The sequence below is a fragment of the Bacteroides oleiciplenus YIT 12058 genome (assembly GCF_000315485.1).
GTDB classification, from domain to species: domain Bacteria; phylum Bacteroidota; class Bacteroidia; order Bacteroidales; family Bacteroidaceae; genus Bacteroides; species Bacteroides oleiciplenus.
In genome coordinates this window covers 32,501-56,033 of the sequence record NZ_JH992940.1, presented here as the reverse complement: position 1 = coordinate 56,033, position 23,533 = coordinate 32,501, and the positions used below count along the sequence as shown (strand labels likewise).

At 41.0% G+C, this 23,533-nt stretch carries 16 protein-coding genes; 6 read left to right on the top strand and 10 right to left on the bottom strand.

Features of this window, described 5'->3' with window-relative positions; genetic code table 11:
* The first annotated feature begins 3 nt into the window (after positions 1 to 3).
* The gene (locus HMPREF9447_RS00205) at positions 4 to 5,289 is read left to right on the top strand and encodes a hypothetical protein (protein WP_009127179.1); all 5,286 of its coding nucleotides are present in this window, start codon (positions 4 to 6) and stop codon (positions 5,287 to 5,289) included.
* A 59-nt stretch (positions 5,290 to 5,348) separates the two neighbouring features.
* Positions 5,349 to 5,816 (top strand): hypothetical protein, encoded by a 468-nt coding sequence (locus HMPREF9447_RS28270; protein WP_148374776.1) that lies wholly within the window; start codon positions 5,349 to 5,351, stop codon positions 5,814 to 5,816.
* Between the two features lie 56 nt (positions 5,817 to 5,872).
* Here the strand turns inward: HMPREF9447_RS28270 and HMPREF9447_RS00200 are convergent, their stop codons facing one another.
* The 8 genes from HMPREF9447_RS00200 to HMPREF9447_RS00165 all read right to left on the bottom strand — a co-directional run bounded on the left by HMPREF9447_RS00200 (position 5,873) and on the right by HMPREF9447_RS00165 (position 16,467).
* Positions 5,873 to 6,142: a hypothetical protein gene (locus HMPREF9447_RS00200; RefSeq protein ID WP_148374775.1), complete on the bottom strand. Its 270-nt coding sequence runs from the start codon at positions 6,140 to 6,142 to the stop codon at positions 5,873 to 5,875.
* Between the two features lie 98 nt (positions 6,143 to 6,240).
* A complete protein-coding gene (locus tag HMPREF9447_RS00195) occupies positions 6,241 to 6,984 on the bottom strand; it encodes a leucine-rich repeat protein (protein WP_148374774.1) in 744 nt (247 codons plus the stop codon).
* 481 nt (positions 6,985 to 7,465) lie between these two features.
* A complete protein-coding gene (locus tag HMPREF9447_RS00190; RefSeq protein WP_009127175.1) occupies positions 7,466 to 8,638 on the bottom strand; it encodes a glycosyltransferase in 1,173 nt (390 codons plus the stop codon).
* Positions 8,639 to 9,144: 506 nt separating this feature from the next.
* Positions 9,145 to 10,254 (bottom strand): cytochrome-c peroxidase, encoded by a 1,110-nt coding sequence (locus HMPREF9447_RS00185; protein ID WP_009127174.1) that lies wholly within the window; start codon positions 10,252 to 10,254, stop codon positions 9,145 to 9,147.
* A gap of 111 nt (positions 10,255 to 10,365) precedes the next feature.
* Complete coding sequence (locus HMPREF9447_RS00180) at positions 10,366 to 12,300, bottom strand: LruC domain-containing protein (protein WP_009127173.1); 1,935 nt, start codon at positions 12,298 to 12,300, stop codon at positions 10,366 to 10,368.
* Between the two features lie 122 nt (positions 12,301 to 12,422).
* Positions 12,423 to 14,348: an LruC domain-containing protein gene (locus HMPREF9447_RS00175; protein ID WP_009127172.1), complete on the bottom strand. Its 1,926-nt coding sequence runs from the start codon at positions 14,346 to 14,348 to the stop codon at positions 12,423 to 12,425.
* A 384-nt stretch (positions 14,349 to 14,732) separates the two neighbouring features.
* Positions 14,733 to 15,401, bottom strand: coding sequence for a bifunctional 4-hydroxy-2-oxoglutarate aldolase/2-dehydro-3-deoxy-phosphogluconate aldolase (locus HMPREF9447_RS00170; RefSeq protein WP_009127171.1), 669 nt, complete (start codon positions 15,399 to 15,401; stop codon positions 14,733 to 14,735).
* A gap of 40 nt (positions 15,402 to 15,441) precedes the next feature.
* A complete protein-coding gene (locus HMPREF9447_RS00165) occupies positions 15,442 to 16,467 on the bottom strand; it encodes a sugar kinase (RefSeq protein ID WP_009127170.1) in 1,026 nt (341 codons plus the stop codon).
* Between the two features lie 246 nt (positions 16,468 to 16,713).
* Between HMPREF9447_RS00165 and HMPREF9447_RS00160 the strand changes: the two genes are divergently transcribed.
* The 4 genes from HMPREF9447_RS00160 to HMPREF9447_RS00145 all read left to right on the top strand — a co-directional run bounded on the left by HMPREF9447_RS00160 (position 16,714) and on the right by HMPREF9447_RS00145 (position 21,345).
* Positions 16,714 to 17,772, top strand: a complete 1,059-nt coding sequence (locus HMPREF9447_RS00160; protein ID WP_009127169.1) for a LacI family DNA-binding transcriptional regulator — start codon at positions 16,714 to 16,716, stop codon at positions 17,770 to 17,772.
* Between the two features lie 42 nt (positions 17,773 to 17,814).
* Complete coding sequence (locus tag HMPREF9447_RS00155) at positions 17,815 to 19,305, top strand: UxaA family hydrolase (RefSeq protein ID WP_009127168.1); 1,491 nt, start codon at positions 17,815 to 17,817, stop codon at positions 19,303 to 19,305.
* Between the two features lie 193 nt (positions 19,306 to 19,498).
* Entirely contained in the window at positions 19,499 to 20,869 is a 1,371-nt protein-coding gene (locus HMPREF9447_RS00150) for a Na+/H+ antiporter NhaC family protein (protein ID WP_009127167.1), read from the top strand.
* 230 nt (positions 20,870 to 21,099) lie between these two features.
* Positions 21,100 to 21,345 (top strand): RNA recognition motif domain-containing protein, encoded by a 246-nt coding sequence (locus HMPREF9447_RS00145; protein ID WP_007213447.1) that lies wholly within the window; start codon positions 21,100 to 21,102, stop codon positions 21,343 to 21,345.
* Positions 21,346 to 21,421: 76 nt separating this feature from the next.
* Here HMPREF9447_RS00145 and HMPREF9447_RS00140 read toward each other — a convergent pair whose 3' ends face one another.
* The gene (locus HMPREF9447_RS00140; RefSeq protein ID WP_009127166.1) at positions 21,422 to 22,303 is read right to left on the bottom strand and encodes a DUF6845 domain-containing protein; all 882 of its coding nucleotides are present in this window, start codon (positions 22,301 to 22,303) and stop codon (positions 21,422 to 21,424) included.
* A gap of 36 nt (positions 22,304 to 22,339) precedes the next feature.
* Complete coding sequence (locus HMPREF9447_RS00135; RefSeq protein WP_244267566.1) at positions 22,340 to 23,446, bottom strand: toxin-antitoxin system YwqK family antitoxin; 1,107 nt, start codon at positions 23,444 to 23,446, stop codon at positions 22,340 to 22,342.
* Positions 23,447 to 23,533 lie beyond the last annotated feature (87 nt).

Below are 23,533 nucleotides of genomic sequence, written 5' to 3'. Positions count from 1 at the left end.
TGTATGGACAAATTAAATAAGAATTTCCTCAAAGGCAATGTGCTTAAAGCTGAGGAGTTGAACGAGATTGTTACTAAACTGAATGAGTTTGCCACGTGCATCAATGACAACGATGTTGAGACCAGCAAGGCGACAATTCAGAGTATAAAGAATAAGATGCTTGTCATCGGTGACACCGCAGGCACTGCCTATGATGGTGCCGCCGGCGCCGCATTGGAGCAAACCGTCAGAGAACTGGCAGGCGGAGCTGGAACCATGTATAGTGTATACGTTAGGAATAATCTGAACTCACTGGGCTTTGCCGCACAATACGGAGAAGAATGTGTCTTGGATTTCACCTTCGTCTCCCAGTACCGGGATAATATCAATGAACCATACAAGCCGACGGGAGAACTCGGACTGTGTACAATCATGGTAAAGAACTCGAAGTTCGCAGACTTCACCACAGTGAAGCAAATGGAAGTTTCTTCTAATACATCCATCAAACAGGACATTACCGAGTGGCTGACGAGTGGCAGCAACAATATCAAAATAAGTATCAAGGGAGAGAATACCGACCAGACCACAGCTCCCATCACCTATGTTGTACAACTCACTTCATTGGGAATCAGTGCCCCTAACTTCGCCTGGTGGACCGCCTTTGCCGGGGATATTTCAATTCCAATGATTATCAACGGCAATATCAACAAAGTGCTTCATGTCACCGTTACCGGTGATAATTACAATCAAGGCTATACCCAAAATCTGGGAACAGCCATCTATATGGATACGCCTTATAACTATGTACTTCCTCATCCCGAAGCAACCGGAGTATACAATGTGAATTTCTATCTGTCCAACTCAGATAATACCATTCAGACCAAACCTGTATCGGTAAATATTATGTGTATTGCCACATCCGGGGAAACAGTGAAACTGATGTGCGTGAATAACGTGACCTCACAACTCATCAACTGGCAGGATAATATAGTATTCGACTATGCGATTTATGACGGACAGGCTACTCTTACAGATGCCATCTTCACCATTACGAAAGACAGAACAGAGGTGTATAGTTCTGAGAATGACACCATAGTGGCAAACTCCAAAAACACACTTACTTATCCGATGGAAGTGGAGACGGATGACGACAGCAACTTTGAAGTCATTGTAAAGGCAACCAGTGGAGAAGCCGACCTGATAGACCCGATTACGGTAGCTGTCAATAACTCACTGGGGTATTCGGCTACGGCAGGTGCAGTGCTCTATATCAATCCGCGCACCCGTAGCAACTCGCAGACAAACTACAAGAGTATCGTTAATGAAGTGGATAAATCAGCCATCCCCGTGACCTGGAACAACCTCAACTGGGGTAACGACGGCTGGGTGACCGATGGTGACGGTGTGAAAGCACTAAAGATATTTGCACGGAGTTCAGCCGTGATAGATTACCAACCCTTTGCCACAGAACCGGCCCGCAGAGGTAAGACAATCGAAATCGATTTCAAGGTTGAGAATGCTTCGGATGCAGGAAAGAATATTATCAGCATCGCAGAAGATAAGCCGGACGGCAGTTACATCGGATTAAAGGTATCCGGTGAGAATATCTCCCTGTTCTCACAATCTGAACACGAAAGTAGTAAACAGGATGTTCCTACCGACAATGGGGTACGCCTACGCCTCACAGCAGTTATCATGCCCGACACTTATGGTAATGCCGGCTTCAACATTGTTGCCATATACATCAACGGAAAGAAGAATCGCCAGTATACCTACGAGAGCAACGATTACTTCCGCAACACCGGCAAGATAACGTTAGGGAACGATTATGCCAATCTCTATTTATATGGATTGCGCGTGTATGACAGTGCATTGACTTCCGAGGCTGTCCAGAAGAATTACATAAACCAGCTTGTGACGACCAGCGAGAAACTGATGGAAAAGAATATCAATTCGGTACTGGACGGCGAGGGTGTAAACATTGACTTCAATGCCACGAAACTGCTCTATAATGTATTTGTAGTGAACAAGCCCTTCCCTAACCTGAACAACCCTTCGGGTGTGGCAGGTGATCTGGAAGTACTCTTCAAAAACAAACCGGAGCGAAACTTCACGCTGACCAACCTGTTGATAGAAGGTCAGGGTACTTCATCAAAGAAATATCTGGAGTGGAACATCCGCTTCAAAATGAAGGGATTAAAAGATACAGAGGGTAACAAGATAAACTCCATTGCCACGTATGCCGACGGAACGACGGACAGGAACAAAGTCCTCATGTTTGAAGGTGTGCCCAAGTCCGGGCGCCTGACAGCCAAGAAGAACTGGGCGAGTTCCATGCAGGATCACAAGGCCGGATCTGTAGCTGCGTTCAATGATTTATACAAGGAAATAGGCATGAGAAACGAGGCTATGGCCACTGATAGTGAAATACGTGTCGCCGTGTATCAGGAGCCATTCATTGGTTTCTCAAAGTCCGTCAATGAGGAAGGTCAGGATGTTTATACCTGTATGGGAGAATTTACGTTCGGTCCGGATAAAGGAGATGATCTTTGTTTTGGCTATGACACGGAAGCTTTTCCGGCCTTGTTATCCGTAGAAGGTTCGGACAATGCTCCATTAGGTGCGCTTTTCCGCGTTCCCTGGAACACCAATAAACCTTACTGGGCATATAATCCAGATGAAGAAGCTTTTCAGTATAACAACACCAATTGTTGGGATTTCGATGCCGGTGAGCTGAACGCTGATGAGACAGAACCACTGTCTGCACAGAAATGGATAGACGCTTACAATGCCGTGTATGTATGCAACAACCGTATCCGTCCGTTCACCGGTACTCTGAACGAACTGAATGCAGCCGTAACTGAATACCGTAGTACAGGTTATGAGTACTGGATTGCCAAAAGCGGTGATGCTAATCAGTACAATCTCTATTATTATGAAGCTGCTGAAGGAAAGTTCATGCCCTCCGACATCGGTAATGGTGCGATAAATCTGAAAACACAGTTAGCTGCATATCTTCCGTCCGATCTAAGTGCATTCACTGCTGACCAATTGAATGAAAAGTTCGTCTCAGCCCGCACAAGCTTGTTCCATGCAACCATACCCGCTATATTCGACATTGACGATGCAGTATTCCATCATAACTTTGTAGAGTTCACGGCCGGAACCGACCAGCGCGCAAAGAATACTTATCCGTATAGCTTCTGTCAGGAAGGCAGTAAATGGAGATGGAGACTGGATGATGCCGACACTATATTCCCGATTGACAATCAGGGACAGGATCGGAAACCCTATCATTGCGAAATGCATGACTCTTATGACAACGACCAGCCAATTTGGAATGGTGAGACCTCTGTCTTCTGGAATCTGTTAGAGCAGGCTTTCAGCGCTGAAATTACAGCCGGAATGCGCAAAATGTTCACAGCAATGGAAGCACTGTGCGGCCAGTCTTCAGGTACTCCTTATGACCAAGTTTACGCTTTCTATAAAAAGTATTTCCTTGGCATAAAAGACTATTTCCCGGCTACGCTGGTGAATTCTGATGCCAAACGATATGAACTTGCAAAGATAGCATACAATAATGGCTCTTATACTAATGACACTGACCCTATCACCCAGAGTCACGGCAATTTCTACTCCGCAGAAACTGCATGGGTGAAGAAACGTATCATGTACATCATGTCGAAGTATAATTACGGCTTGTTCTCTGCCAACGGCACAGATACGATCATCGTACGTGCAGCCGGTGACCTGATAGACTACGATATAACCCCGGCCTTCGATATGTATCCGGCCATTGCAAATGGTACATCCATTGTGCAAGGAAAACGCACCAAAGCAGGAGATGTTTGTAAAATAACCATTGACCTTGGTGGTAGTGCTGACCAACAAAATGCCATACAAGCAGCAAGTTGGTTATTAAGCATCGGAGACTGGCACAAAAAGAATGTTTCCGGTACCATGGTAGTACGCGGAAGACGATTGAACGAGCTTATACTTGGCAGTAAGGACGACAACGTAATCATCTCTATTACAGGACTTACACTTGCAGATTGTAGTAGTATGCAGAAGCTACTTCTATCTAATATTACCACATTACAGGGTACACTCGATTTGAGCACAATTATTAACATTCGCGAGATATATGCCGACGGAACCAACTTAAGTCAGATAAAGCTTCCAAGTGGTGGCGGACTTGAAATCATCGAATATCCGGCTAACAACAGATACATAACTTTCCGGAACTTCCCGATGCTGACAACAGAGGGTTTAAGAATTGGCCAATGTGCTGAAAACATAACCGATTTTCTTATTGAGAACTGCCCCAAATTAGCACCTATGAAACTGTTGTCTAACATTATAGAGGCACAGCAATCACAAGGTACCGAACATGCACTAAAACATATCCGTGCAGTAGGTTTCGAGGAAGAATATTACACTGCCGACGCCCTTGACATGCTTGCCAAACTTGCCGATGGAACCTACGAAGGTTTATCTGCCGAAGGTATTTCCGGAGAGGATGAAATACCGGTATTGGAAGGTAAGATAACTGTACATTCAAAGTACTATCAGGACTCTGTGGATTTATTAAAGAAGATTTTCAACAGACTAAATCTGATTGTAGATGGAGTTGCGTGTGTACGATTCGCTGATCCGGAGGTTTTTCGGCTTTTTCTTTCTGGCTTTGTTGTGGCTTGTGTTGGTGTTCTTAGGGTTGATTCTGTTGTTGACGGTCTGCTTGCTGTTGCTTCTTTTTGGTTTTTCACTACTTTTTTAATTGGGACTTTTGATGTTTTTTCGATGTTTAATGTTCTTTTTTCAGTTGATAGTTTCGATGGTTTTCGTTTTTTTCGTGGCTTCGCTTTGTTGAGGAGTGTTTGTTTTCCTTGTTGTGTGTGTTTTCTTGCCGTTTTTTTTTTTCCAGGTTGTATCTTCGTAACTTATGTTTTCTTTCGGAGTGGAATAGCGGAAGTTGTGATTCCTGCATTTTGTCTATGTTTATGTTTGAATGTTTTGGTTGTAGCATATACTTTTCTCCTTTTTGGTTTTGCCGGTTTCATAGCTTCTGTTGTTGTGGTTTTAGTTTTACGTGTTAGTGTTGTATCTATTGTATTTTGCGTTTTTATTGCTTTGCCTTCTTTTGGTGGTTTTGTTTTTAGTGGCGTAGTGGTTGCTGTATATGTTCCTGGTGCCGGTGTTGTTTTCTATTGTTTGGCGGCTTGTTGGGGTTTTGAATCTTTCGTTATGTTTTCTGTGTCTCCCTTTGTATTTGGTTTCTGGATGGTTTCCGGGAGTACTTTTAAGATATAGGTGCTCGGGATTTCTTTTGATCTTTTTATTGCCGTGTCTGGTTTGAGTGTGTTAGTGTTTTGTTTACTACGCCTGTCCTCTTGTTGGGTGGTTTTTTTGTGTTTGCTTATTTGTGTGGCATGTATCTTTTCCTTGTGGTGCGGTTTAGTATTTATCAGGGCTCTCCCTTTGTTGTTTGCGGTTATATTTTTGCGGCTTGCAGTCTCGTTCCATTCTTTCATTTTTTGGCCTTTCTGCTTTCGTCTGTACCATCTGTCTTTACGGGTTTTCCTTTTTTGCTCATTGTTTTTAGAGTTGGTGGTGTATTAGCGCGTGAGGTTCTTGTTGTTGTGTTGTTTGCTGTTCGGTTTATTCTCTTTCTTCTAGAGTTTATGGTTGTTGGACCTTCTATTCTGCTGCCTTTATCTGGTCTTTTGCGCTTTTTTTCAGCTGCGGTTTTCTGGCCTTCTTTTGTGCTGATTTTCTTTATTCCCCTTTGTTTTATAATGTTGTTTCGTTTTGTTGTACTTTGTGGACTGGTTATTTGACTTAAAGTTGTCGTCTCTTGTAGCTGTCTGTTGTTTATTGATTTTCATTTGGTGAACTAATTGACTTCATTGTATTTTTTGTTTTTGGTCTTATCTTTCATTCTTTCGTATTCGTTGTCTTTTTTGCTTGCTGTTTTATTTTTCGTTGCTAGTTCTTTTTTCTTAATTTTTTTTTCACTATCGTCTTTCTCGTTTCTTGTTTTATTTTCATCCCCTTCTGTTGTATCTATTAGGATTCTTAGCACTTCCGGGTCTGCTATTCTTATAGCTGGTTTTCCATCTACAATCAGATTTAGTCTGTTGAAAATCTTCTTTAATAAATCCACAGAGTCCTGATAGAACCGTAAATACGCGCCTGAGCGGTGTATGTATGCTGTTTTTCTCTTTGGGTAGAAAAACAGACACCTATATTTTTCTTGGTAACTCAAAAGTCATATCCATAGATTCTTGATGCATATTGGTTCCAGTTGGTAGCAGCCTTGTATGCACTAATACTATCACGAGGTACATATATTTTGCAAGGATTGTTTGTAAATACCTCTGTGTCTAACTGAGGTGGTGTAATTGCTTTAATATAAAAAGACTCCATCGAAGTGCAGTCTCTGAATGTAGACCACCCTATTCTTTGTATACCCCGACCTATTGTAATAGTTTTAAGTGATGTACAGCCTCTAAATGCCTGCTGGTTATATTGATTATAGAGTAATGTACAGCTATCCGGTATCTCTGAAATTTCTTCAAGAGATACGCAGTTAGTAAATACGCTGCCATTTATCACCTCTAATACTTCATTCAACACCACCTTCTTTAACTTCGGATTATCCTTATACGCATTGGTCGGTATAATAGTAATCCATGCTCCTATATCAACTAATTCGAGATGCTCACAAGCACTGAACGGCACTGAATTACTATTTCCCGGATTCCTGCCGCAATAGACTTCTCGTACTTTGGGAGTATATGTACTACCTGAATAATAAGAACCACCGATTGTAAGCTGTCTGAAATCCACAATCTCAATATCAGCTGATGCCCTACTGAAATTAGGTAATTTAGACACCTGCGCTTCATCGGGAGATATATACCCATCTCCATCCGCATCCCAAAACAAGAGCGCAAATTGTCTAAATGCCGGGTCAGCCAAGTATATCACAGGGTCACCATCCATAACAAGAGTTAATCTGTCAAACACTTTCCTCAACGCATCCACAGAGTCCTGATAGAACCCGAAATATACCAATAAGATTAATTACCTGTTTTTTTTAGAATCATAAAAAAATTAATTTGAAAAATTATATTCTTAGAAGAAAACGTTAAGTCAGAAAGAAAAAAAGTAAAATTTCACAATTCATTTTATATCAACAATAATAACATCTTCACAATTCATTTTTCAGAAGAAATACAAATTATTTTCATGGTGATATCAAGTCCATATATCCAATAGAAAAAGGTCAATCTCCAGTAAATACAATGCAAATTCAATTGAAATTTGTATTGAAGACAGTTTTAAAATTCGCGGGAAGATAGCAATATTTGTGATGTGTATTAGGACATTAATAATAAGTTAGCTAGAGCATCGAAATTCTAACTCGCGCTAAGAAGAGTCTGTACTTTGAAATATAAAAAGAAAGACACCTCCCTTTTTTATACTATTCTTCTATACCATGTGCCGTATGAATAAACTTTTTATTCGCCTCTTTCAAACGGAACAAATTGATAAACATCAACAGAAATGAATAAGGTACAAAACAGATAGCCTTTACCAAACGCCACTTCCAGAAACGACGAGGAATAGCAATAGCCAACGCCAACAACAGCATCCCAAATATCACCCACCATTTATAAGCTAATGCTGGAAACCATATAGAGAGGCAGACTGAAAAGATAAAGGTGAATCCCAACAATAACACCCGCGAAAACGAGGCTTGTTGAAAGAGCTTATCACAGAAATCCCATTTTCGATCACGAATAGCCGGAAACAGGTGATTCACAAATTCACCAAAACTATAATATTGGGCAGACAACCAGCGTCGTCTTTGCTGATAGAAGTTCTTGGTTTTCTGTATTTTCTCATCCAACACATAGGTATCCGGCAAATAATGAAAAAAGATGCGATGATAAAGCAGTTTCATTTCCAAAACTCTATCAAACCCTCCAACTGAAGTGTTACTCATCATAGCTTTATAAAACAAAGAATACTCAAAAGCCATACCGGAACCTATTAATGCAGCCGACATCCCTAAATTGACATGTCCCAAACGGAATATAGAGTTATTTATTTCCTCACTAATAGCATCCAAATAAGCCATATTAGTATTCAGATTCTTAGCTACGCGATGTGTTTGGACAACCTTCACTTTCGGGTCTGCAAATGCATTGTTCACTTCAGAAAGATAAGAAGAATTAATTATATTATCCGCATCAATAATCAAAGCAACGTCATAAGAATCCTGCCCCAAGTACTCAAGAGCTGCCTTCAGAGACTTTGTATTCGTACTTTTTTCAAAATCAACCTGAAGTAACTTAATAGGTAATGCAGCCAGCTTTTGATTCGTCACAGATTGCATATGATCGGAGATTACAACTACATCGTATTTGTCACTTGGATAATTCTGTGCCAGGCAAGCTTGCACCGTATCCATAATAACCGCATCTTCTCTGTATGCTGCTATTAATAAAGCAAATCGTTTACACTCTTTTGCGGATACTGCCTTATCAGACTTATGCCGGAGAGATGCCAAACTATAAACTAATAAGTACAATACGTTTATTGCAAACAAAATGTATAAGATCCAATCAAATATAAGCAGTACCTGTTCCAAAATTAATTTATTATGTAGTTGATGCTACAAATATACAAAGAATGACTGATATAATCATCATTTCTTAAAAAAAGAAAATGTCCTGTTTTTAATTTTGGAACATAAAAAAACGAGCAAGCTCTCACGAACCTCTCGCCTCTGTAAGAAAAGCCATAGAGGCTTTTCTTTTAACTGCATCTCATTTGTTACCTAAAAATCAATCTTCTTTTTACCTGAAAAACTTCTATTACCTATAAAAACACAATCTTTTTCTTTACCTTTTATACCTAATTACCTAATTTTCTTAATCCAAATTTTAGCCTATGAAAAACTATTAACTAATCTTTTTACCTAACTAATTCCTTTATTGAAAACTACAAAACTAATTTATTTAAAAGTCAAAATCATGAGCAGTTTCCCAACTGCGATACAAAGGTAAGAAGATTTTCCGTGTGCGCAAACAGTTGTACAAAAAACAGCATGTTTTATAACATATTTTTCGATTTATCCAGCTTTGTTTACGGTTTCTACTGCTTCAGAACGAGTTTGAAGCCATCTGTCAACGTTTCCATGAACGCTACGAGATCAGCTTCTTCTTCCGGGGTCAGCTCCAAGTTTCCCAGTTCATCACGATTGATTGTAGCAGGATATTCAGCAGATGGAAATTCATCACTGACATCACGCACATTATAGAAGTGAACAATCTCCCTGAGGGTTTTGAAATAACCGTTATGTCCATAGGGAGCCGTCAAAGCTATATTGCGCAAAGTGGGTACACGAAACTTGCCATTCTCTTCTTCTTTACTTACAATAGCTCCCAAACCGAGGTCGATGCTATCCGAAGTCAAAAGGAAATAATCGGCAGGAACACGCAAATGGGGATTCTCCGGATTACGTGGTATGCCCAGATTATCATACGTATGATCGGTGAAGAGTACTCGTCCGGCACGCTCATCCTTATCCAGAACGTGGCATTCGGCACACATTCCTTTATCTTTAAAAAGATTCATACCCCGAAGTTCGGAATCAGTAAAAGCATATTCTCCCTTTTCCCAGGCATCATATTTAGAAGAAAAGGGATTCACTTCATCAGATTGCTGGTAAGCAGCAAGTGCGTCTGTGATGTGAGCATAAAGGGAATCCGCATTGGAGGTTTCTCCATAAATACGGACCAATTCGGAATAATAAGAAGCACGACGGATTTTCATGACGACGGCACAAGTATCAGGATTGCCCATTTCCACGGGATTAAGAAAAGGTTCGCCCGCCTGGTTCTGCAAGGAAGGAGAACGGCCGTCCCAAAAGAGCCCGCCCACATAGGTTTCTTCGCCTTCATCAAAGTAGAGAGAGGGAACATACATGGAGTAACAGATGGTCATAGCATTACGTTGGGAATAGAGCCCGAAGACTGCACCTTCGGAAACGATACGGGAGTCACAATCGGCAAAGCCGTTAGCAGCAGTATGGCAAGTGGCACAAGATTGTCCGGCAGGTTCAGAAAGTTGGGTATCCTGAAAAATGAGTTTACCTAAGGCCTCCTTACGGGCACGCAATGAGAGAGCATTGCCAGTGCAAGATAAGAATCCGTAAATAAGTCCGCTATAAAATAAAACGGAAAGTAGTGTTTGCAATTTCATATCAATAGTGTTTTTCGGTTGATTGACATTAACTAAACAAAAGTATAAAAAAAGAGTTTCATCTATGATAAAACATAGATAAAACTCTTTTTCTATCGAAAAAACGTTTAGTTATTTTTTCTTCTTATACCAATCCTTATTTGTAGTACCTTTTGATTTCACCCAATCAATAAAACCAGGATAAGTATCATATATCTTCACATACTCCGTAGGAACTTCAAAATCAAGAGTTGGAAGATTAATAGCAAACGGCATGATATTAATTTCTTCCTGATAACGTGCAATGTAATAAATCCCGGCATCTATATTAGACACATCGTCTTTAGTATTAAAGAGAGACATATCAGCCTTATTGGTAGGTGCATAATTAACCAAATGCACTTCCGTACTTCTACCATTGACAAATATAAAAGGATTATAGGGAGGTGTCACCTGACTTGATTCCACATCAGCAAGTTCAATTGTAACGGTAAATTTCTGATTTAAAACACTCCTAATATCATCAAACAAGATAACAGTAGGATGGGAATGTCCTTCTTCTACCCTCCAGCCTGCAGGACCTGATACATCAACACTTCTCACTCTGTTAGTTTCAATATTATGAAGCTGATATCCAAAGCCACAAGTATACGTACCTCCATTATGAATCGGAATAAATTCGTCTACTATTTTATAGATCTTACCACTTACAACATTTCGATAGAGAGTTGATTGATACGTCATCATAACATCATTCATATCATAATCTTTCTGTGCCGGCCACTGATCTTCATAAGCCAAAGTTCCTCTATAAGTAGTAGTAACATTGCTGGGAGGATTTACAGGAGGTAATTCCGGACCACCTGGTTCTACTGCGTTAGATTCTGCTATTTTCAAATAAAATGTGGCATCACAATAATCAAAATCAGTATTATCTTCAAAACCTATCGCGACAATCTGATCTGTACTTCCATCACGTAATGCCACAACGCGCTGCGAATTATCAGAGTTCATCGAACTATATGAATAGCGAATTCCCATACCATTCACAATATTACCAGAATTGAAGCCCATCGCTTGTAAGCACCATCCAACAGTAACCCCAGCAGGGAACTTATTTTCAAATTTCTGTTCTGCTTGATTCCAATATTTGAGTTTCACTTCATGTCCACACAATAATGCTCCTGTACGCGTTACGACTTGAGTTTCTTTATCTGTAGAAGTTTTGGAAATAGGAGAAGCGTTAGGAAATGCAAGAATCTTCTGAATGGTGGCCGGAGTAGGCACAGTTCCTGTAGGATAAGTAAAATACCCTACTGTATTATTGAAGTTAGCTCCACTTGAAATAAAAACAAGGCTCAATTCCGTATCTTTAATAATTTTTATTTCAGAAGTTGTATTGTTATTAAGCCATTCCGGATGCAAATCTTTAATCTTCTTTCCATTGATCTTACTATACGTATCTTGAATGCTATACAATATTTCAGCCGGTGGTACACTCAGGTTTTCTTCTATATTAGAAGGAAGTCCATATGCATCCCAATCAACTTTTTCAGATATCAGCATCCAATCATCCAAATAACTATGATTACCAGAAGTTATTCCTCTTGTTTTAGCCTGTAACGAAGCTATATAATCAACCTGATTATAGTTAAGTGCACCATTGGAAATGGTCAGCTTAACAGGAGAAACAGCACCCGGATAATCCGAATAGAGCCATACTTCAGTTATATCCGAAGGAATCTGAATTGTGCCTGAATACCTTCCTTTCTTATCAGTAGGAGCCGAGTAGACAGGAGACAGCGATTCGTCTTTTACCCACGAATCATCTTCCTTTTTCATAGGATTCTGGCTATAAAGGTCGAAAATGATATAATAATCATTCGTAAACCCATAGTCTACATTCACTTTCACTTGTTGCATCAAGTTGAAATCAAAAACCTCTGTTGGCTTCAAAGGCTCATTTTTACGCTCTCCTTGATATACGTCTTTGTCTGCGCAACTACTTAATACAAGTGCAGAAACGAGAGAAACAAGTGCAAGCTGTTTCATTTTTCGCTGTTTCATATCTTTTATTTTAATTTATTCGGCCTATTCACCTAACTAACGGATACAAAAGTATAAAAAAAGAGTTTCATCTACGACAAAACATAGATAAAACTCTTTCTTATAAAGAAAAAAACGTTTGCTTATTTTTTCTTCTTATACCAATCCTTATTTGAAGTACCACCTGATTTTACCCAATTGATAAATCCGGGATAAGTATCGTATATTTTCACTCGCTCTGTAGGCACATCAAAACTAAGAGTAGGAAGATTAATAGCAAACGGCATCATATCCACCTCTTCTTGATAACGTGCAATATAATAGATTCCGGCACCTGTATTCGACACATCATCCATTGTATTAAAGAGAGACATATCAGCTTTGTTTGTAGGTGCATAATTTACCAAATGCACTTCTCTATTTCTATTATTAACAAAAATAAAAGGATTATAAGGAGGTGTCACCTGATTTACATCTACATCCGCCAATTCAATAGTGACAGTAAACTTCTGGTTCAGGACATTTTTGATATTATCAAACAAAATAATAGTAGCATGCGATTGATCCGTTTCCAACCGCCAACCATCGGGACCTGAAACTTCGATACTTCTCACTCTATCGGGAGCAAGATTGTGAAGCTGGTATCCAAAACCACATGTATGTGTACCTCCACTATGAACCGGAGTAAATTCGTCTATAATCTGATATACTTTATTACTTAAAACATTCTTGTATAAAGTTGATTGATACGTTACCATAACATCATTCATGTCATAGTCTTCCTGTGCCGGCCACTGATCTTCATAAGCTAAAGTTCCACTATAAGTAGTGGTAACATTGCTGGGAGGATCTACCGGAGGCAAGCTGGGGCCACCCGGGTCAATGGCATTAGCTTCTGCAATCTTCAGGTAAAACGTAGCATCGCAATAATCAAAATCGACATTATCTTCAAAACCGATAGCCACAATCTGATCGGTGCTTCCGTCACGCAACGCCACTACACGCTGCGCATTATCAGAATTCAGTGAACTGTATGAATGGCGGATTCCCATACCTTTCACAATATTGCCATTGTTGAAGCCCATTCCCTGCAAACACCATCCTACACTTACACCGGCAGGGAATTTATCCTCAAATTGTTGTTCGGCTTCATTCCAGTATTTCAGTTTCACTTCATGACCACAAAGCAACTCTCCCACACGCACTCCAGGCTGGCTTGCTATCGCTTTACCAATAGGAGAAGCATTGGGAAATGCTAATATTTTTTGGATCGTGTTCACCGTAGGAATGGTACCCGTAGGATAAGTGAAGTATCCTACAGTATTGTTCCAACTGGCAGAGCTATTGATGAAGACCAGGCTTAACTCGGTCTCCTTAACAACCTTAATCTCAGAAGTCGTATTATTATTGAGCCATTCAGGATGCAAATCCGTTATCTTCTTCCCGCTTTTTCCGGTATACGTGTCTTTAATACTATACAGGACGTCAGCCGGTGGAACACTTAAGCCTGCTTCCAGGTTGGAAGGAAGCCCATATAGATTCCAATCCACACCGGGTAAAAGTTTCCAATCATCCAGATGGGTATAACCATTGGAAGTTGTACCCCTTGTTTTAGTCTGCAACAAGGCTATATATTCTGTCTGGTTATAGCTGATTTCACCATTAGCGGAAATATTTATCTTAACCGGAGATATAGCACCTAAATAATCAGAATAAAGCCACACTTCCGTAATATCCGAAGGTATTTGAATCGTACCTGAGAATTTGCCTTTTTTATCCGTAGAAGCCGAATAGATAGGTGATAGCAATTCGTCTTTCACCCACGAATCATTTTCCTCTTTCATCGGATTTTGACTATAAAGGTCGAAAACAATAAAATAATCATTCGTAAACCCATAGTCCACATTCACTTTCACCTGTTGCATCAGGTTGAAGTCAAAAACTTCAGACGGATTGAGAGGCGTGTTCTTTTGTTCCCCCTGATACACATCTTTATCTGTGCAACTGCTCAATACAAGGGCAGAAATGAGGAACATCACTACGTTTTGTTTCATTTTTTTTCTATTCATAAATATCATTTATTTGTTTTGTAAGTCTTTAAACAATTGAATTCGTTACAAACATAACGAATAAAAACATCATTTACAACTTTTAAAAGATATAAATATCGTTTTTTACAACTTTTCGAAAAGAATAAATGGCAAATACTACAAGTCAGGAAACAAAATAAGCAAATAAAGGACCAGGAAAAGAAAATTCAGTGATCTTAGGCCAGAATCACGTCTATAGAAAATTGTAAAATAATAAGATTATCTAAAAAAAACAAACCACTGGAGTGACATTGACCTGTCAACTCCAATGGTTGTCCCCTTTAAACACCTTTAAACAAAATGAAAATTATACGATTTAGCGAAAGAGTTACTTTAACCGTACGCTATCTAATCGTAATGCTCTTATTTTCTGGCTTCTGCAATATAAGCCAGTGCTTCTTTACATTTTTCAGTAACGTAAGCCCAATCTTCGGCAGCTACTTTATCGTTCGGGAAGAGTTTGGAACCCATACCCACACAAAATACGCCTGCTTTGATCCATGAAGTCAGGTTTTCCTGAGTAGGCTCTACCCCACCGGTCACCATCAGCTTAGACCAAGGCATCGGAGCCAACAAACCTTTTACGAGTTTTGCACCGAGAACGTCGCCCGGGAAAATCTTGCAAAGGTCACAACCTGCTTCCTGTGCAAAACCTACTTCTGAAACGCTTCCGCATCCCGGAGTGTAGGCAACCAGACGGCGGTTGCAAATCTTAGCGATTTCGGGGTTAAACAACGGACCTACTACGAAATTCGCGCCTAATTGCAGGTAAAGGGCAGCCGTTGCAGGATCAACAATGGAACCTACACCCATCGCCATCTCCGGGCACTCTTTTGCTGCGAATTTCACTACTTCAGCAAATACCTCATGCGCAAAGTCACCACGATTGGTAAATTCGAATGCACGAACACCACCTTCATAACAAGCTTTCACCACTTTCTTTGCAACTTCTGCGTCTTTATGATAGAATACAGGAACCATACCAGTTGAACCAATCTTGTTCAACACAGCTATCTTATCGAATTTTGCCATTGTCTTTAGTAATTAATATCCAATAATTAATATTTAATAATTAACGCTGAACACGTCCGCTTGCATCGCCACCTGCCAATGCTTCTACCTCTTCAACAGATACCAGGTTGAAGTCACCGTTGATAGTGTGCTTCAATGCAGAAGCAGCTACAGCGAATTCAAGAGCTGCACCCTGGTTAGGCTTCGTCAACAAACCGTGGATGATACCGCCGGAGAAAGAGTCGCCACCACCAACGCGATCGATAATCGGATTGATATCATAACGTTTTGATTCGTAGAATTCTTCACCATTGTAAATCATTGCTTTCCAGCCATTGTGGCTTGCAGAGAATGATTCGCGCAAAGTAGAGATAACATATTTGAAATTGAATTCCTCAGCCATTGCTTTGAAGATGCCTTTGTAACCTTCAGCATCAGTTTTTCCACCTTCTACATCCGAGTCGGGTTTGAAGCCCAGACAGAGTTCAGCATCTTCTTCGTTACCGATACAAACATCAACGTATTGCATCAGGGGTTTCATGATAGATTGCGCTTTCTCTTTCGTCCAGAGTTTCTTGCGGAAGTTAAGGTCAACAGAAACCGTAACACCATGACGTTTTGCAGCTTCACAAGCCAATTTAGTAAGTTCGGCAGCTTTGTCGGAGATGGCGGGAGTAATACCTGACCAATGGAACCAGTCAGCACCTTCCATGATTGCGTCGAAGTCGAAGTCTGCGGCATCAGCTTCAGCAATAGCAGAATGTGCACGGTCGTAAATCACCTTGCTGGGACGCATGGAAGCACCGGTTTCAAGATAGTAGATACCTACGCGGTCGCCACCACGGGCAATGAAATCTGTTTTTACGCCATATTTACGCAAGGCGTTCACAGCAGATTGACCAATTTCGTGTTTCGGCAATTTAGTCACAAAGTAAGCTTCATGTCCGTAGTTGGCACAGCTGACAGCAACGTTTGCTTCACCACCACCATATACTACATCAAAAGAATCAGACTGAACAAAACGAGTGTTTCCCGGAGTGGACAGTCTCAACATGATCTCGCCTAATGTAACGACTTTCTTTCCCATAATCTTATTTATTTTTTATATGTGATTAATTTATAACTTTCAATTTATCATTTTAGGGGTAAAAACCGCCATAACCACTTGATTCCATGAAGAGTACAACAAAACAAGATTCGTTCTTCATAGGCTTCGTGTGCGGGCACAAAGATACAACAATTTTCGTAATTACAAAAATTGTCATATATTTGTGTCGAAAATATTAAGATTATTATTGTGTACGGACACAAGTTCCGATTAATTATAAAATATATGGGGTCTGAAAGAATACGTATCAAAGATATTGCCAAAATGGCGGATGTATCAGTGGGGACAGTGGACCGTGTGATACACGGACGCAGCGGAGTATCGGAAGCCAGCCGGAAACGGGTGGAAGAAATCCTGAAGCAACTGGATTATCAACCGAACATGTATGCCAGTGCCCTGGCATCGAACAAGAAATATACCTTCTCCTGCTTGCTGCCACAACATGAGGAAGGCGAATATTGGACAGCCGTGGAAGCGGGTATCCATGATGCATTGGTGACGTATTCGGACTTTAACATCTCCGTGAACCTCTCCTATTATGATCCGTTCGATTATCATTCGTTCGGAGACGTGGCCCGGGGGATTCTGGAACAGGAACCGGACGGAATCATGTTTGCTCCCACTGTGCCGCAATATACGAAGCCGTTCACGGAAGAACTGAATAAGCGTTTTATACCTTATATATATATAGACTCTAATTTGAAGGACCAACCGGCACTCTCTTTCTTCGGACAAAATTCGCATCAAAGCGGATACTTTGCTGCAAAGATGATGATGTTGCTTGCCGGAGAAGAAAAAGAAATTGTGATTTTCCGCAAGATAAACGAGGGAATCGTGGGATCTAATCAACAGGAACGCCGGGAAATCGGCTTTCGGGAGTATATGCTGAAGCATCATCCCGATTGTCGCATCTGGGAATTGAATCTGCACGCCAAACGGGACAGCGATGATGCGCAGATGTTGGACGAGTTTTTCAGAAAACATCCGAATGTGAAGAATGGAATCACTTTCAATTCGAAAGTTTACATCGTTGGAGAGTATTTGCTAAAGCAACAGAAAAAAGATTTCAATCTAATGGGGTATGATTTACTGGAACGCAACGTGAATTGCCTGAAGCAGGGTGGCGTTTCATTCCTCATTGCCCAACAACCGGAATTACAGGGATTCGATGGTATCAAAGCATTGTGCGACCACTTGATTTTCAAGAAAGAGGTACCCAGGGAGAACTTTATGCCGATTGATCTGCTGACAAAGGAGAATATTGAGTTTTATTCAAATAAATAACAAGCTACGAGCTAATTTAAGAAACTAACTAAAAACAAGAATATGGAAACAAAGTACCTTAAAATCAACTCTGCAGACAATGTAGCAGTAGCTATCGTAACGTTGCCGGCAGGAGAAAAGCTCACTGTGGATGGGACGGAAATCACATTGAACGAGGAGATTCCCGCCGGACACAAATTTGCATTGAAAGATTTTGCAGAAGGCGAAAACGTCATTAAATATGGTTATCCTATTGGTCACGCACGCATGGCAAAGAAGCAGGGTGACTGGATGAACGAAAATAATATTCACACGAACTTGGCAGGATTACTGGACTATACGTATAATCCAACAAGCGTTTCGCTGGATATTCCACACAAGGATTTGACTTTCAAAGGGTATCGCCGTAAGAATGGCGATGTAGGTATCCGTAACGAAGTCTGGATTATCCCTACTGTAGGTTGCGTGAACGGTATCATCAACCAGCTTGCCGAAGGTCTTCGTCGGGAAACGAATGGTAAGGGAGTGGATGCAATTATGGCATATCCGCATAATTACGGTTGCTCACAACTGGGCGACGACCACGAAAACACAAAAAAGATTCTGCGTGACATGGTGTTGCATCCCAATGCAGGCGCAGTGCTGGTAGTGGGCTTAGGCTGTGAAAACAATCAGCCGGATGTGTTCCGCGAATTTCTGGGAGAATATGATGAGGATCGCGTGAAGTTTATGGTGACGCAAAAGGTGGGCGATGAATATGAAGAAGGAATGAATCTACTGCGCGAACTATACGAGAAAGCAAGCAAGGACGAACGTGTAGATGTACCTCTGAGTGAATTGCGTGTCGGTTTGAAGTGTGGTGGTTCGGATGGTTTCTCCGGCATCACAGCCAATCCGTTACTGGGCATGTTCTCTGACTTCCTGGTGGCACAAGGTGGTACGAGTGTACTGACGGAAGTTCCGGAAATGTTCGGAGCAGAAACGATATTAATGAACCGCTGTCGCAACAAGGAACTATTTGAAGAGACAGTGAAACTGATAAATGATTTCAAGGAATACTTCCTTTCGCATGGTGAACCGGTGGGGGAAAATCCATCTCCGGGAAACAAAGCTGGCGGCATCTCAACTTTGGAGGATAAAGCCTTGGGATGCACACAAAAGTGCGGTAAGAGTTATGTGGAAGGCGTATTGCCTTACGGTGAGCGCCTGAAAGTAAAGGGATTGAACTTATTATCAGCTCCGGGAAATGACCTGGTAGCAGCAACAGCACTGGCTTCTTGCGGCTGCCACATGGTATTGTTCACCACAGGACGCGGTACGCCATTCGGAACATATGTGCCTACAATGAAGATTTCAACGAACTCTATACTGGCAAAAAATAAACCGGGCTGGATTGACTTCAATGCAGGAGTCATTGTAGAAAATGAACCGATGGAAAAAACATGCGACCGGTTTATTGATTATATCATTCGGGTAGCAAGCGGTGAATTTGTAAATAATGAAAAGAAGGGTTACAAGGAAATCGCAATCTTCAAAACAGGAGTAACTTTATAAATTAAAAATTGAAAATTAAAAATTAAAAGTTAGGAAGGGCGGAACAATTCAGATGTTCCGTCCTTTTATTTATATTTTAAGATAAGCTACATCTCAGCATAACTTTTTCATGCAAGCATGAAAATTCTGCACTCGATTTGGATTATCTTTCAATAAGATAAGCTGCATCTCAGCATAACTTTTTCATGCAAGCATGAAAGTTCTGCACTCGATTTGCATTATCTTTGCAAAGTTTTTAAAATTTGAATTCTTGGAAACTATAAATACAGTAAATAAGAAAAGAGGTGGATGGTGGGCATTGAGTCCACTGGCAGTATTCTTATGCCTTTACCTGGTGACCTCACTGATTGTTAATGATTTCTACAAAGTACCTATTACAGTGGCATTCCTATTGTCATCCTGTTATGCTATTGCGCTGACACGCGGGCTGAGCCTGGAAAAACGGGTATATCAGTTCTCCGTAGGAGCCAGCAATAAGAACATCATACTAATGATATGGATATTCATTCTTGCCGGAGCTTTTGCGCAAAGCGCCAAACAGATGGGTGCAATTGATGCAACAGTGAATCTAACATTGAGCATCCTGCCAGATAACCTGCTGCTGGCAGGTATATTCATTGCAGCCTGCTTTATCTCACTTTCCATAGGCACCAGTGTGGGGACGATTGTAGCACTTACACCCGTAGCCATCGGACTGGCAGAAAAAACAGGCATTGATTTGCCATATATGGTCGCCATCGTCGTAGGCGGTTCGTTCTTCGGAGACAATCTCTCATTTATTTCAGATACAACAATCGCATCTACCAAAACACAGGATTGCGTGATGCGCGATAAGTTCCGGGTGAACTTCATGATTGCGGTACCGGCAGCATTGATTGTGCTATGCATCTATATATTCCAGGGGTTATCCATATCGGCCCCCGCACAGACGCAAGCGATTGAATGGATAAAGGTTATCCCCTACCTCATTGTGCTGGGCACGGCTGTGGCAGGTGTCAATGTAATGCTGGTTCTATTACTAGGTATCCTCAGTACAGGAATCATAGGTATTGCCACAAGCGGAACGGATATAAGCACGGCTTTCTTCGACTGGTTTGGAGCCATGGGAACAGGCATCACAGGGATGGGTGAACTCATCATCATTACCCTGCTTGCCGGAGGCATGCTCGAAACCATCCGCTACAACGGAGGTATCGATTTTATTATCTCCCGCCTGACACGCCATGTAAAAGGCAAACGGGGTGCGGAACTAAGCATCGCCGCCCTTGTCAGTATCGCCAACCTATGTACGGCAAACAATACCATCGCCATCATCACCACTGGTCCCATAGCCAAAGACATCGCCATCCGTTTCCACCTCGACCGACGGAAAACGGCCAGCATTCTGGACACCTTCTCATGTCTGATACAAGGCATCATCCCCTACGGTGCACAATTGCTGATTGCAGCCGGATTGGCAGGCATCTCCCCCATCAGCATCATCGGCAGTTTATATTATCCGTTTACGATGGGTATATGCGCACTTCTGGCCATATTGGTGAGGTATCCGAGAAAATATTCGTAAAGTTTCGTTCATATTTAATAAAAAAATGAATATATCGCAAAAAAAGATGGAAAAAGATGATGCATTATTGAAATAGAATGTGTTACTTTGCAACCGAACAATAAGAAAGTTTATTTGATTTGATTATTTCACGTATGTATTTCCTCTGTATTGAGTATTTCCATCTCTGACCTAACAACTTCCAAAAACTTTGTTTATTGAATTATTAATTTATTATTTTATTTAGATTTATGAATTTGTACGTAGGTAACCTGAATTACAAGGTTAGAGAATCAGATTTGAGAGAAGTTATGGAAGAGTACGGAACAGTAGACTCAGTAAGAATCATCACTGACCGTGAAACAAGAAGATCTAAAGGATTCGCATTCATCGAAATGCCGGATTCTGCAGAAGCATCTAACGCTATCAATGCATTGAACGGTGCTGAATACGGAGGCCGTCCGATGGTAGTTAAAGAAGCATTACCGAAGAATTAATTATTCTCAGATAATACGTTATTAAAAAGAGGGATGGATTTCTTATGAAATTCATCCCTTTTTTAATGATACTATCTTAATTTATAAAGCGATTATAATCATCAATTACATGATTATAGTTATAAAGTAATTCTTTATACCCGCTTTCAGTAAATTTTCCATCACGCAACTGCTTGCGAAACTCGCCCAGGAATTTATCAGTGTCATTAGCCATATCCTCATAACTCATCATTTCACTGGAATAGTCTTTCAGTTTCTCCACTTTCAATGCAGCTTCCTTCTGAGCGTTCACAGCATCATACAAAGATTGCATCTGCTCTTTGGTAGCATCCGAATCATAGCTTTCAAGTACTGCCTCCAAAGAAGAAATCAATGCTTTCCCGGCCATGATGTGATCCTTCAGAGGATTATCTTTCAATGTAGCCTCTTCCGCCTTGTCGGCATAAGGAGTCACCAAAGCATAGATCTGTGTACGGAGTTCCTGTATTTGGTTACCCAGTTTTTCCTGATCGGCAGCTATCTCACGTCCCTTGGCATACTGGTCATCTTTATAGTCTTCGGCCTTGATATATTGGCAATACTCTTCATAATTGGCATATACCTTGTTCGAAGCATCGGTATAAGACCGGCAAAGCATCTTCAAGCTATCACGTACCGCATCCGGGAAACAGTCACCGGGGTTCAATAATGCCATAGTGTCTTTAGCTTGGAAATAGGAACGGTTCACGATGGGAGATATGACAAAACCTTTACCGTCTTTCTTCATATACTCCAGCGTTTTGGAAATGTCGTCCGTCGTGACAAGTTTCTTCATCAGATCGACAGTGATGTTGTAGTAGGCGATAACTTGGTTCGCATCTTCCTGACTATAACTCATGGAAGCTGCATCTTTGCCTTTACCTCCACACGAAGCAAGCAACAAAAGACCTGCAACAGATAATAATACTAAAATTTTCATTTTACATTTAGTTTTAAACAGTTTATAATAAGCGTTTTATTCATCCCATTCTTTTTCAATCTTTCCGGTGATATCATAAGATATCCAATGCCCCGAGCGATTATCAGCCCGATACTGTCCTTTACTTTTCAGAGTACCCTCTTTGATGTTCTGCTGTTTGTCTGCCTGATAAACAGCTTCGTACGGGCCATGCCTGCGATCGTTGACATATGTATAAGTCTCGATGAAATTATTGCGGTTACTGGTTACCCAAACACGCTCCGCACCGTTTTTCCGTCCGTTCTTATAATTCGTCTCACGTTTCGGCTTACCGGTGGAATAATCCAGCACAACGAAAAGTCCGTCTTTCTTTCCACCTTTATAATGTTGTATTTCTTCGCGTACACCGCTATTGGAAAAAACAACCTTTTCACCATCCAGCAAGTTATTGACATAGTTCTCAAGGGAAATGGTATCGCCCAGATCATTAAACTCCAACCAGCAACCGGTTTTCATACCATTTTCGTATTGCCCCAGCACTTTCGGAGTATCTGTGTCAGCAAAGCGTTCCTCGTATTTTCCTACACGCTTGCCATGCTCACAGGTATAAGTTCTGGTGTAGTCATATTTAGCTTGCAGATAAGCCCACTGGCGACCATGCCCCAAACCATTTTCATAGTTATTATCCGACCGCACTTCACCGGTCTCATGATTATATTCTTTAAAATTGCCATGCTCCCTGCCGTTTTTAAAGAATGAAGAACGGGATACTTTTCCATTCTGGAAATAAGAAATAACCGCTCCGTCGAGAGTATCGTTGCGAAAAGTGTACTCTTGGGTGAGTGCACCGCCTACATATTCGCGAAACAAACCGTTTTTACGCCCTTCCTTATAAGCGCCTTCCCGACGAAGCTCATTGCGGGAATATTCCTGATATTTTCCGTCGAACATACCCTCTTTGAATTCTGCCTGTACATATTGCGAACGATAACCGTCGATTATACGAAATTCACCATTCAAAGGTTTCTCTTTTTTGGCATCACGATAGAGATAGCGCCCGTCTCCCAGATTGATTTCGGAGACTTCATTAATCTGATAGATTTTCTGAGCAAATGCGGGAAAGATGCACGCCAATAACAGGCATGTAACTAAAACTTTTTTCATTGTCATACTCATGTGTGTTCTTATATTTTGTTTATGTCGACAAAATTAAGGGGTAACAATGAAACTGGGAAATAAAACAGGGGGACA

Coding starts and splice junctions, on each gene's coding strand:
- HMPREF9447_RS00150 (WP_009127167.1), top strand. CDS start 19,499: ATGAAAGTTCTGCACTCGATTTGCATTATCTTTGCAAAGTTTTTAAAA.
- HMPREF9447_RS00195 (WP_148374774.1), bottom strand. CDS start 6,984: ATGGATGGTGACCCTGTGATATACTTGGCTGACCCGGCATTTAGACAA.
- HMPREF9447_RS00170 (WP_009127171.1), bottom strand. CDS start 15,401: ATGGCAAAATTCGATAAGATAGCTGTGTTGAACAAGATTGGTTCAACT.
- HMPREF9447_RS00165 (WP_009127170.1), bottom strand. CDS start 16,467: ATGGGAAAGAAAGTCGTTACATTAGGCGAGATCATGTTGAGACTGTCC.
- HMPREF9447_RS00140 (WP_009127166.1), bottom strand. CDS start 22,303: ATGAAAATTTTAGTATTATTATCTGTTGCAGGTCTTTTGTTGCTTGCT.
- HMPREF9447_RS00135 (WP_244267566.1), bottom strand. CDS start 23,446: ATGAAAAAAGTTTTAGTTACATGCCTGTTATTGGCGTGCATCTTTCCC.
- HMPREF9447_RS00175 (WP_009127172.1), bottom strand. CDS start 14,348: ATGAATAGAAAAAAAATGAAACAAAACGTAGTGATGTTCCTCATTTCT.
- HMPREF9447_RS00185 (WP_009127174.1), bottom strand. CDS start 10,254: ATGAAATTGCAAACACTACTTTCCGTTTTATTTTATAGCGGACTTATT.
- HMPREF9447_RS00155 (WP_009127168.1), top strand. CDS start 17,815: ATGGAAACAAAGTACCTTAAAATCAACTCTGCAGACAATGTAGCAGTA.
- HMPREF9447_RS00205 (WP_009127179.1), top strand. CDS start 4: ATGGACAAATTAAATAAGAATTTCCTCAAAGGCAATGTGCTTAAAGCT.
- HMPREF9447_RS00180 (WP_009127173.1), bottom strand. CDS start 12,300: ATGAAACAGCGAAAAATGAAACAGCTTGCACTTGTTTCTCTCGTTTCT.
- HMPREF9447_RS00160 (WP_009127169.1), top strand. CDS start 16,714: ATGGGGTCTGAAAGAATACGTATCAAAGATATTGCCAAAATGGCGGAT.
- HMPREF9447_RS00145 (WP_007213447.1), top strand. CDS start 21,100: ATGAATTTGTACGTAGGTAACCTGAATTACAAGGTTAGAGAATCAGAT.